General features: G+C 71.4%; 9 protein-coding genes and 1 pseudogene. 1 reads left to right on the top strand and 9 read right to left on the bottom strand.

The window, feature by feature from the left end:
- Positions 1 to 270, top strand: a pseudogene (locus tag FM076_RS24405) (hypothetical protein); the annotation flags it as partial.
- Between the two features lie 48 nt (positions 271 to 318).
- Here FM076_RS24405 and FM076_RS24400 read toward each other — a convergent pair.
- The 9 genes from FM076_RS24400 to rpsB form a co-directional block, all read right to left on the bottom strand.
- A complete protein-coding gene (locus FM076_RS24400; protein ID WP_173873067.1) occupies positions 319 to 1407 on the bottom strand; it encodes an ABC transporter ATP-binding protein in 1089 nt (362 codons plus the stop codon).
- The gene (locus FM076_RS24395; protein ID WP_428814999.1) at positions 1408 to 3108 is read right to left on the bottom strand and encodes an ABC transporter permease; all 1701 of its coding nucleotides are present in this window, start codon (positions 3106 to 3108) and stop codon (positions 1408 to 1410) included.
- Positions 3084 to 4157, bottom strand: coding sequence for a thiamine ABC transporter substrate-binding protein (locus FM076_RS24390; protein ID WP_173873066.1), 1074 nt, complete (start codon positions 4155 to 4157; stop codon positions 3084 to 3086). Before FM076_RS24390 ends, FM076_RS24395 begins: the two co-directional genes overlap by 25 nt.
- A 190-nt stretch (positions 4158 to 4347) precedes the next feature.
- Positions 4348 to 5460, bottom strand: coding sequence for a 23S rRNA (adenine(2503)-C(2))-methyltransferase RlmN (gene rlmN / locus FM076_RS24385; protein WP_173873065.1), 1113 nt, complete (start codon positions 5458 to 5460; stop codon positions 4348 to 4350).
- Positions 5461 to 5605: 145 nt separating this feature from the next.
- On the bottom strand, positions 5606 to 6802 hold the full coding sequence (locus FM076_RS24380) for a phosphatidate cytidylyltransferase (RefSeq protein WP_173873064.1): 1197 nt from the start codon (positions 6800 to 6802) through the stop codon (positions 5606 to 5608).
- Positions 6803 to 6841: 39 nt separating this feature from the next.
- On the bottom strand, positions 6842 to 7399 hold the full coding sequence (frr, locus tag FM076_RS24375) for a ribosome recycling factor (RefSeq protein ID WP_173873063.1): 558 nt from the start codon (positions 7397 to 7399) through the stop codon (positions 6842 to 6844).
- Between the two features lie 235 nt (positions 7400 to 7634).
- On the bottom strand, positions 7635 to 8390 hold the full coding sequence (gene pyrH / locus FM076_RS24370; protein ID WP_173873062.1) for a UMP kinase: 756 nt from the start codon (positions 8388 to 8390) through the stop codon (positions 7635 to 7637).
- A gap of 196 nt (positions 8391 to 8586) precedes the next feature.
- Positions 8587 to 9423: a translation elongation factor Ts gene (gene tsf, locus FM076_RS24365; protein ID WP_173873061.1), complete on the bottom strand. Its 837-nt coding sequence runs from the start codon at positions 9421 to 9423 to the stop codon at positions 8587 to 8589.
- A 157-nt stretch (positions 9424 to 9580) separates the two neighbouring features.
- Positions 9581 to 10489, bottom strand: coding sequence for a 30S ribosomal protein S2 (gene rpsB, locus FM076_RS24360; RefSeq protein ID WP_173873060.1), 909 nt, complete (start codon positions 10487 to 10489; stop codon positions 9581 to 9583).
- Positions 10490 to 10735: the final 246 nt, after the last annotated feature.

Below are 10735 nucleotides of genomic sequence, written 5' to 3'. Positions count from 1 at the left end.
GCCCGGCTCGCCGGTGCCGGAATGCCCGCTCCCGGACCACTCGGCACACTCGCGGCGGTGCTGGTGGGGTGCTGTGCGGTCGGGGCCGCGCTGGCGGCACTGGCCCGGGCACGCCGCACCCGCGAGCCCCTGGGGGAGCTGCTGGACCGGCTCGGCGCGCCCCACCGGATGTGGCGCGCGGTCCGGCTGGTGCGGACGGCCGCCACCCTCGCGGTCTTCACCGCGGCGACGCTGTCCGTGGGCCTGCTCGCCCCGCTGCCGCCGCGCTGAGCCGGTCACGCCCCGCCCGGCGCCGTCGGCCCGCCCGGCGCCGTCGGGTCACTCGCCCGGGACCGCGGCCTTCCCCACGGCACCGTTCCGCGTACCGCGGCCGTCCTCCCCGCCGTCGAGCGCCACCACCTCGCGGGGGTCGAAGACGGCACCCACCTGGGAGCCCTCCTCCGGCGCCTCCCGCAGGGTGCAGGCGGCCTCCAGGGGCGGCCCGTCCTGCGGCCGCAGCAGCACGGTGACCGTGGACGCGTCCCCGCCCCGGAACGTGCGGGCCTCCACGGTGCAGCGCAGCCCGTCCTCCGGTGCGCGCAACAGCACCCCGCCGGGGCGTACGAGCAGCAGGGTGCTGCCTTGCGGGGTGCCCTCCGGGACGGTGAGCTCGCCCCACGCGGTGTCGGCCGCCGCGCCGTGGACGGTGGCCGGCGTGATGTTGTCGAAGCCGAGGAAGCGGGCCACGAACGCGGACGCGGGGCGCTGCCACACCTGAAGCGGGGTACCGGTCTGCGCTATGCGGCCGTCCCGCATGACGACGACCCGGTCGGCGAGCGCGAACGCCTCACCGTGGTCGTGCGTGACCGCCAGCACCGTGGTGCCGAGCCGCTGGAAGAGGCCGCGCAGTTCGACGACGAGGCGCTCACGCAGTCCGCGGTCGAGCTGGCCCAGCGGCTCGTCCAGCATCAGCAGCCGGGGTTCGGGCGCCAGCGCGCGGGCCAGGGCGACGCGCTGCTGCTCGCCGCCGGAGAGCGCGGTGACGGCACGCCGTCCGGCCTGCGGCAGCCCCACCAGCTCCAGCAGTTCGGCCACCCGCCGTTCGGTCGCGGCACGGCCCATGCGGCGCATACGCGGCCCGAACGCGATGTTGCCGGCGACGTCCCGCTGCGGGAACAGCTGGTGGTCCTGGAACATCAACCCGACACCGCGCTTGTGAGGGGGCACCCCCCGCTGGTCCCGTCCGGACAGCAGCACGCTTCCCGCGTCGGCCGGCTGGAGCCCGGCGACGACCCGCAGGAGGGTGGACTTGCCGCTGCCGCTGGGGCCCAGTACGCACACGGTCTCGTGCTCGGCGACCTCCAGATCGACCGCGTCCAGCGCCGTGTGCTCACCGAAGCGTACGGTCACGCCGTCCAGTCGCAGCATTCAGAACTCTCCCTGGCCGTCGGTTCTCACCCGCTCCAGCGCGAACAGCACGGTCGCGCAGACGAGCATCAGGATGGTGCTGAGGGCCATCGCCTGGCCGTAGTTGGCCGCTCCGGCCCGGCCCAGCATCCGGGCCACCGCGACCGGCAGCGTGGGGGTGTCGGGGCGTGCGATGAAGACGGTTGCCCCGAACTCGCCCAGTGAGACGGCGAAGGCGAACCCAGCGGCCACCAGCAGTGCCCGCCGCACCAGTGGCAGATCGACCTCCCGCCAGGCGCGCAGCGGGGAGGCGCCCAGCACGGCGGCGGCCTCCCGCAGCCGTGCGTCCACGGCGCGCAGCACGGGCAGCATGGTGCGGATGACGAAGGGCACCCCCACCAGCGCCTGGGCGAGCGGCACCAGGAGCCAGGTGGAGCGCAGGTCGAGCGGTGGCTCGTCCAGTGCGACGAGGAACCCGAACCCGACGGTGACAGCGGAAGTGCCCAGGGGCAGCATCAGCAGCGCGTCGAACCCGCGCACCAGCCGGCCCGCCCTCCTGGTGAGCGCCGCGGCGGCCAGGCCGCCCACCACCAGGGCGATCACGGTGGCCACCGCCGCGTAGGCGAGGGAGTTCCCGACGGCCTCCACCGGGGCGACGACGAAGGTACCGCTGTCGGACTGTTCGCCCAGGGCGCGGAAGAAAGTGAGCCCGTATCCGTCGGGCCCGTCGAACGCCCGCTGGACGAGGACGACGAGCGGCGCGACAGTGAGCAGAACGATCACGGTCAGGACGGTGCACAGCACCGACCACTGTCCCGCTCCTGTCGGACGGTGCACCGTGTGCTCCGCGGGGACGAGCCTCAACGCCGTCTCCCTGCGCCGCAGGGACCAGGCGTGCACGGCCAGCAGGGCGGCGACGGCGGCGAACTGGAGCAGCGTCAGCACGGCCGCCGCCGGCAGGTCCAGCAGGGTGGCCGTCTGCCGGTAGATCTCCACTTCCAAGGTGGCGTAGCGGGGACCGCCCAGCACCTGGATGACGCCGAAGCTGGTGAAGGTGAACAGGAACACGATCAGCGCCGCGGCGCCCACCGACGGCGCCAGCGCGGGCAGCGTGACCCGGCACCAGGCGCGCAGCCGTCCCGCGCCCAGCGTCCGTGCGGCCTCCTCCTGGCGCGGGTCCAGCTGCGACCAGAAACCGCCCACCGTGCGGACGACCACGGCGTAGTTGAGGAGGACGTGCGCCAGCAGGATGGCCCACACGCTGGTGTCCAGCCGCAGCCCGAACCACTCGTCCAGCACGCCCCCGCGCCCCGCCAGCGCCAGGAACGCGGAGCCCACGACCACGGTCGGCAGCACGAACGGCACGGTCACCACGGCGCGCAGCAGCCGCTTGCCGGGGAAGTCGAGCCGCGCGAACACCCAGGCGGCGGGCAGGGCCAGGGCGAGCGTCAGCGCGGTGGAGGCGGCGGCCTGCCACACGGTGAACCACAGCACATGGAGGGTGCCCGCGTCGCCCAGGACCTGCCCGGCGCGGCCGAGGTGCCACTGTCCGCCCTCGCGCAGTCCGCGCCCCACGATGGCGGCGACCGGGTAGCCGAAGAAGACGGCGAAGAACGCCACCGGCACGGCCATCAGAGCCAGCCGCGCCCCGGTGCCGTGCGCCCGCGCACGCCCCGCGGAGGGGCGCGCCTGGCCGCTCACTTCACGGCGAGCGAGGTCCACGTCCTGATCCACTGCTCACGGTTGGCGGCGATCTTCTTCGGCGCCAGGGTGGCCGGGTCCTCGACGGTCTCGCCGTACTTGGTGAACAGTCCGGGCAGCCGGGCGTCCTCCCGTACCGGGCTGACGAACATCTGGAGGGGCAGGTCCTCCTGGAACCGCTTGCTGAGCAGGAAGTCCAGCAGCGCCTTGCCGCCCTTGGTGTTCCTGGCGCCGTCGAGCAGGCCGGCGTACTCGGTCTGCCGGAAGCACGTCCCCTTCGCGACGCCGGTCGGCGCCTGCTTCGGCGGGGTCTTGTCGCCCAGGACCTCGACGGGCGGGCTGGAGGCGTAGGAGACCACCAGCGGCTTGTCGCCCTTGCCCTTGCCGCCGCGCGACCCGCTGAAGCGGTCGTTGTAGGCCTGCTCCCAGCTGTCGACGACCTCCACACCGTTGGCGCGCAGCTTCTTCCAGTAACCCTGCCAGCCCCGCTCGCCGTGCTCGGCGACGCTCGCCAGCAGGAACGCCAGACCCGGCGAGGAGTTGGCCGCGTCCTCCGTCACCAGGAGGTTCTTGTAGCGGGGCTTGGTCAGGTCGTCCAGCGTGCGCGGCGGATCCAGCTTCTTGCCGGCGAACCACGCGCGGTCGTAGTTCACGCACACCTCGCCCGTGTCGACGGGGGTGACCCGGTTCTTGCCCGGGTCGGCCTGGAGCCGCTCCGGCACCTTGTCCAGGCCCTTGGCCTTGTACGGCGCGAAGACGCCCTTGTCGAGCGGGCGGGAGAGGAGGGTGTTGTCGACGCCGAAGAAGACGTCTCCCTGCGGGTTGCCCTTGTTGAGTACCGCCTGGTTGACAGCGGCACCCGCGTCACCTCCGCGCAGCACCTTGACCTTGTAGCCGGTCTGCTTGGTGAAGTCCTTCAGCACGCCCTTGGAGGCGGCGAAGGAGTCGTGCGTGACGAGGGTGACGGTCTTGGAGTCCCCGGCGTCCCCGGAGCCGCCACAAGCGGTGGCCAGGAGGGCGAGGGTGAGGACGGCTGTGGTGGCGGCGGCGCGCCGCGCGTACGTGTTCATCAGTGCATCGACTTCCTACCCGGCATGACCCGGGCGAGGTTCGAGGGTCTGCGGCGCGTATGGGACGCACGGCCGCACTCTCAGCGCTGTTGCGCTCCCCTGTCGGCTGTTCGGTTGTCGGGCCGCCCCCAGGGCGGCCCGTTCGAACACTATCAGTCAGCCCGCTCCCGGCAGCCGGGTCCGGCCGCTCTCAGCGCTCGGTGGCCGCGAGCTGGCCGCACGCCCCGTCGATCTCCTGTCCCCGGGTGTCCCGTACGGTCACCGGTACACCGTGCAGCTCCAGCGTCCGCACGAACTCGGCCTCGTCCTCGGGACGGGAAGCGGTCCACTTGGAGCCGGGGGTCGGGTTGAGCGGGATGAGGTTGACATGCACCCGCTTGCCCTTGAGCAGCCGCCCCAGCAGGTCCGCCCGCCACGCCTGGTCGTTGATGTCCCTGATCAGCGCGTACTCGATGGAGACCCGGCGCCCGGACTTGGCCGCGTACTCCCAGGCCGCGTCCAGCACCTCCCGCACCTTCCAGCGGGTGTTGACCGGCACCAGGGTGTCGCGCAGCTCGTCGTCGGGCGCGTGCAGGGAGACCGCGAGCCGGCATTTGAAGCCCTCGTCGGCGAACCGCAGCATCGCGGGCACCAGGCCCACCGTGGAGACGGTGATACCCCGCTGGGACAGCCCCAGTCCGTCCGGCTCCGGGTCGGTCAGCCGCCGGATCGCACCGACGACCCGCTTGTAGTTGGCCAGCGGCTCGCCCATGCCCATGAAGACGATGTTCGACAGCCGCGCCGGGCCCCCTGGCACCTCGCCGTCGCGCAGCGCGCGCATGCCGTCGACGATCTGGTGGACGATCTCGGCCGTGGACAGGTTGCGGTCCAGCCCCGCCTGGCCGGTGGCGCAGAACGGGCAGTTCATTCCGCACCCGGCCTGCGAGCTGATGCACATGGTGACCCGGTCCGGGTACCGCATCAGCACCGACTCCACCAGCGTCCCGTCGTGCAGCCGCCACAGCGTCTTGCGGGTGGTGTCGTCGTCGCAGCTGATGTGCCGCACCACGCTCATCAGGTCGGGCAGCAGCTCGGCGGCCAGTTTCTGCCGCGAGGCGGCGGGGATGTCCGTCCACTCCTCGGGCCGGTGCGCCAGCCGCCCGAAGTAGTGCCGCGACAGCTGCTTGGCGCGGAACGGCTTCTCGCCCGCGGCGACGACGGCCTCGCGCCGCTCGGCGGGGCTGAGGTCGGCGAGGTGCCGCGGCGGCTTCTTGGCCCCGCGGGGGGCGACGAACGTCAGTTCTCCAGGGGCGGGCCCGGACATGGGCAGGTACTCCTCAAAGCGGCACGGGGGCGGCAGGGCCCCGCGACGGCGGGGAGCACTGCACAGTGATGCCTGCGCCAGGAGATCTCACCGGACCACTTCCGCCGAAGCGGGACAGCAGGCACAACCAGCGTAACCAAAGAGCTCAGCCGGCGCCGACGAAGACCACCAGGAGCAGCCAGACCACAGGTGCCGTCGGCAGCAGGGAGTCGAGGCGGTCCATGATGCCGCCGTGGCCCGGCAGGAGGGTGCCCATGTCCTTGATGCCCAGGTCGCGCTTCATCATCGACTCGCCCAGGTCGCCCAGGGTGGCGCTGACCGCGACGGCGAGGCCCAGCAGCAGGCCCTGCCACCAGCGGCCGTCCTCGATGTAGAACTGCATGCACAGCGCGCCCGCCGCCATGGCGAAGCTCACCGCGCCGACCAGGCCCTCCCTGGTCTTCCCGGGGCTGATCCGGGGGGCCAGCTTGTGCCGCCCGAAGCGCCAGCCCACCGCGTAGGCGCCCGTGTCGCTGACGACCGTGAGGATCAGGAACGTCAGCACCCGGCGGGGGCCGTCGTCGGCCGCCAGCATGAGCGCCACGAACGTCGCCAGGAACGGCACGTAGAAGGCGGCGAAGAGGCCCGCCGTCACGTCGCGCAGATAGTCGGCCGGCGGTTGCGCCATGCGCCACACGAGCACCGCGAGCGCCGTCAGCGCCATCGCGATCCACGCTCCCTCGGCGCCGCGCAGATACCCGGCGACGGCCATGGCCGCACCGCCGGCCGCCAGGGGCGCCAAGGGGGCCTGGATGCCCTTGCGCTCCTTGAGCCGGGAGGTCAGCTCCCACAGTCCGACGACGACCGCGACGACGATGACACCCAGGAAGACGGGCTTGTAGAAGAAGAGCGCGGCCAGGATGACCACGCCGAGGCCGAGCCCGACGCCTATGGCGGCGCGCAGGTCCCGCCCGGCACGCTTCTTGCCCTCCCCCGCGGCCGGTGCGGGGGCGGGCGACGGGGCGTCCTGGGGCTGCTGCGGTCCGGGCTGCTGCCCGTCCTGTCCGGGCGGCCACGCGCCGCCCGGGGGAGCACCCGGGCCGGGCGGGCCATGGCCTGGGGAGCGGTGGCCGTGGCGGCCGTCTTCCGGGTCACCGGGGCCCCCACCGGGGTCGGACACAATGGGCATACGCCGAGTCTGCGACGCTTCACCGCCCACGTCGTGCACGGGGGCGCTCACGTCGTGAGCGGAGAGGTGACCATCGCCCGGCCGGGGCATCGCCGAGGGTACGGCGGGCCCCTGCTCGCCGGGACCCCGGTACCCCGCGTTCGGATGCGGCACTCCCCAGGATGAGTCGTTCACAGATAGCAGCCTTCGACCTCGGACCTTGCGACGGCGACCTCAGACCTCGAGCAGCTCCGCCTCCTTGTGCTTGAGCAGCTCGTCCACCTGCGCGACGTACTTGGCGGTGGTGTCGTCGAGGTCCTTCTCGCCCCTGCGGCCCTCGTCCTCGCCGATCTCACCCTCCTTGACGGCCTTGTCGATGGCTTCCTTGGCCTTGCGCCGCACGCTGCGGATCGAGATCTTGGCGTCCTCGCCCTTGTTCTTGGCGACCTTGATGTACTCGCGGCGGCGCTCCTCGGTCAGCTCGGGGAACGTCACCCGGATGATATTGCCGTCGTTGGAGGGGTTGACGCCCAGGTCCGAGTCGCGGATGGCCTGTTCGATGTTGCGCAGCGAGCTCTTGTCGAACGGGGTCACCACGGCCATCCGGGGCTCCGGTACGGAGAACGACGCCAGCTGGTTGATGGGCGTCATCGTGCCGTAGTACTCCGCCACGATCTTGTTGAACATCGCCGGGTGCGCACGGCCGGTGCGGATAGCGGCGAAGTCCTCCTTGGCGACGACGACCGCCTTCTCCATCTTTTCCTCGGCTTCGAGGAGGGTCTCTTCGATCACCACGTGCTCCTGGTTCGATGAATGAGCCTGACTGCTTCATCCGGGGCTGTGAGCTGCCGGCCGCCCCGCGGGCCGCCCCGGCCCCCGCAGTGCCCTGGTCCCTGCACGGTGTCCGACCGGCAGGCTGTTGTCCATCCCCGTACCGGGCCGTTCCCGCGCCCCGGTGTTGCCGACGACGCCCGGTGGCACCGGTCCCCCGGTGGCACCGGACCACTTGCTGAGGCCGGCGGGCCGCTCAGACCCGGGTGCCCTGGTTGCTCACCAGGGTGCCGATCTTCTCACCCTTGACCGCACGGGCGATATTGCCTTCGGCGAGCAGCTCGAAGACGAGGATCGGCAGCTTGTTGTCGCGGCAGAGGGTGATCGCGGTCATGTCGGCGACCTTCAGGTCGCGCGTGATGACCTCGCCGTACTCGAGCGCGTCGAACTTCACCGCCGCCGGGTTGCTCCGGGGGTCGGAGTCGTAGACCCCGTCCACGCCGTTCTTCCCCATCAGCATCACCTCGGCGTTGATCTCCAGCGCGCGCTGGGCCGCGGTGGTGTCGGTGGAGAAGTACGGCATGCCCATACCGGCGCCGAAGATGACCACACGGCCCTTCTCCAGGTGCCGGATGGCACGCAGCGGGATGTAGGGCTCGGCGACCTGCCCCATGGTGATGGCGGTCTGCACGCGCGTCTCGATGCCCTCCTTCTCCAGGAAGTCCTGGAGCGCAAGGCAGTTCATGACGGTGCCGAGCATGCCCATGTAGTCGGAGCGTGCCCGGTCCATGCCGCGCTGCTGGAGTTCGGCGCCGCGGAAGAAGTTGCCGCCGCCGATGACGACGGCGATCTCGGCGCCGTCGCGGACCACCGAGGCGATCTCCCGGGCCACCTTGTGCACGACGTCGGGGTCGACACCGAGTCCGCCGCCACCGGAGAAGGCCTCCCCGGAGAGCTTGAGCAGGAAGCGCCGACGGCCGTGCCTGTCTTTGCCGGTGTCATTGCTGGTCATGGAGATCTCCTCGTGCACATACGAAAAAGGCCACTGCCGTCGGACCCTCGCGGTTCCCTCTGCGGCAATGGCCTCCTCGTCACAACTGCCCTGTGCCCGACCTTATCGGGCCCGTGCCGGTTCCGTACGCGCCAGTGGGCGTGCTCCGCCTCCGGGCGAACGGAACCGGCCTGCGGGATACCTCAGGACCGGGGCGTCAGGCGCCGACGCGGAAGCGGGCGAAGCGCTTCAGCGAGACGCCGGCCTCCTCCAGGACCTTCTGGACGGACTTCTTGTTGTCCTTGGCGAACGGCTGGTCCAGGAGGGTGTTCTCCTTGAAGAAGCCGTTCACCCGGCCCTCGATGATCTTGGGCAGGGCCTGCTCGGGCTTGCCCTCCTCGCGGGCGGTCTCCTCAGCGATGCGGCGCTCGTTGGCGACCGTCTCGGCCGGGACGTCCTCGCGCGACAGGTACGCCGGTGCGAAGGCGGCGATGTGCTGCGCGACGTCCTTGGCGATGTCCGCGTTCGCCGAGTCCAGCTCGACCAGCACGCCGACCTGCGGGGGCAGGTCCGGGCTGGTGCGGTGCAGGTAGGAGCCGACGTAGGCGCCGGAGAACTGCGCGAAGCGGTCCAGCACGATCTTCTCACCGAGGGTGGCGTTGGCCTCGTCGACGTACGCCTGGACGGTCTTGCCCGACTCGATCTCGGAGGCGAGCAGAGCGTCGATGTCGGCCGGCGAGGTGGCCTCGACGTGCTGGGCGATGGCCTCGGCGACGGCGAGGAACTTCTCGCCCTTGGCGACGAAGTCGGTCTCGCACTTCAGCTCGACCAGCACACCGGCGGAGTTGTCGTCCGCGATACGGGCGATGACCGCGCCGTTCTCGGCGGTACGGCTCTCGCGCTTGGCGACGCCCTTCTGGCCCTTGACGCGCAGGACCTCGACGGCCTTGTCGACGTTGCCCTCGGCCTCGTCCAGCGCCTTCTTGCAGTCCATCATGCCGGCGCCGGTCAGCTCCCGGAGCTTCTTGACGTCGGCGGCGGTGTAGTTCGCCATGGTCTGTGAATCTCTTCCCGGAAAGTCGAAAAGTCGTTGAGGATGGTTCTCGGTCACACGGGGACGGCCCAGGTCACGGCTGTACGGCGGGGGCACGCGGCCCCCGCCGTCTCAGTGGGAACCCCTGGCGCCCACGTGATCCACGTGGACCGTGGGGTCAGCCCTGCTCAGCCGGAGCCGCGGCCTGCTCGCCCTCGGCCGCCTGCTCGCCCTCGGCGGCCTGCTGGGCCTCGGCCGCGGGCTGGTCCTCAGCGGACTTCTCCGCCTCGGCTGCCGGCTTCTCGGCCGCCTTCTCGCCCTCCAGGAGGTCGCGCTCCCACTCGGCCAGCGGCTCACCGGCGGCCTTCTCGCCCTTGCCCTCGCCGGAGCCGCCGGACGAACGGGCGATGAGGCCCTCGGCGACGGCGTCGGCGATCACGCGGGTCAGCAGGGTGACGGAGCGGATCGCGTCGTCGTTGCCCGGGATCTTGTAGTCGACCTCGTCGGGGTCGCAGTTGGTGTCGAGGATCGCGACCACCGGGATGTTGAGCTTGCGCGCCTCGCCGACGGCGATGTGCTCCTTCTTGGTGTCCACGATCCAGACGGCGCTGGGCACCTTCTGCATCTCGCGGATACCGCCGAGCGTCTTCTCCAGCTTGGCCTTCTCGCGGGAGAGGACCAGCAGCTCCTTCTTGGTCAGGCCGGAGGCGGCCACGTCCTCGAAGTCGATCTGCTCCAGCTCCTTGAGGCGCTGCAGCCGCTTGTAGACGGTCGAGAAGTTGGTCAGCATGCCGCCGAGCCAGCGCTGGTTCACGTAGGGCATGCCCACGCGGGTGGCCTGCTCGGCAATGGCCTCCTGGGCCTGCTTCTTGGTGCCGACGAACATGATGGAGCCGCCGTGCGCGACGGTCTCCTTGACGAACTCGTAGGCGCGGTCGATGTACGACAGCGACTGGAGCAGGTCGATGATGTAGATGCCGTTGCGCTCGGTGAAGATGAAGCGCTTCATCTTCGGGTTCCAGCGGCGGGTCTGGTGCCCGAAGTGGACGCCGCTCTCCAGCAGCTCCCGCATCGTGACGACGGCCATGGCCGTTCTCCTTGAGTTGCTCGGTTGTCGTCAGCGGGGGCGGACGCCCCCGCTTGCCTGACGCCCCTGCGCGCCGCCCTGGACGGCCGGTGACGACCGTTTTCGGGACCGAGATGCGCGGCCACCGGGTGAGGGTGGCGGGGCGTGCGAAGTCAGCCCGGTCACCCGGGCCGCACCAGCAGTGTACGGGACCGGCGAGGGGGCCCGTGCCGCATGGGGGCCGGGGAGCGCGCCAGCGGGGGCTGG

The organism is Streptomyces albus subsp. chlorinus, assembly GCF_013302895.1.
GTDB lineage: Bacteria > Actinomycetota > Actinomycetes > Streptomycetales > Streptomycetaceae > Streptomyces > Streptomyces chlorinus.
The sequence above is the reverse complement of the archived record's forward strand: the minus strand, read 5'-3'. Positions and strand labels throughout refer to the sequence as shown.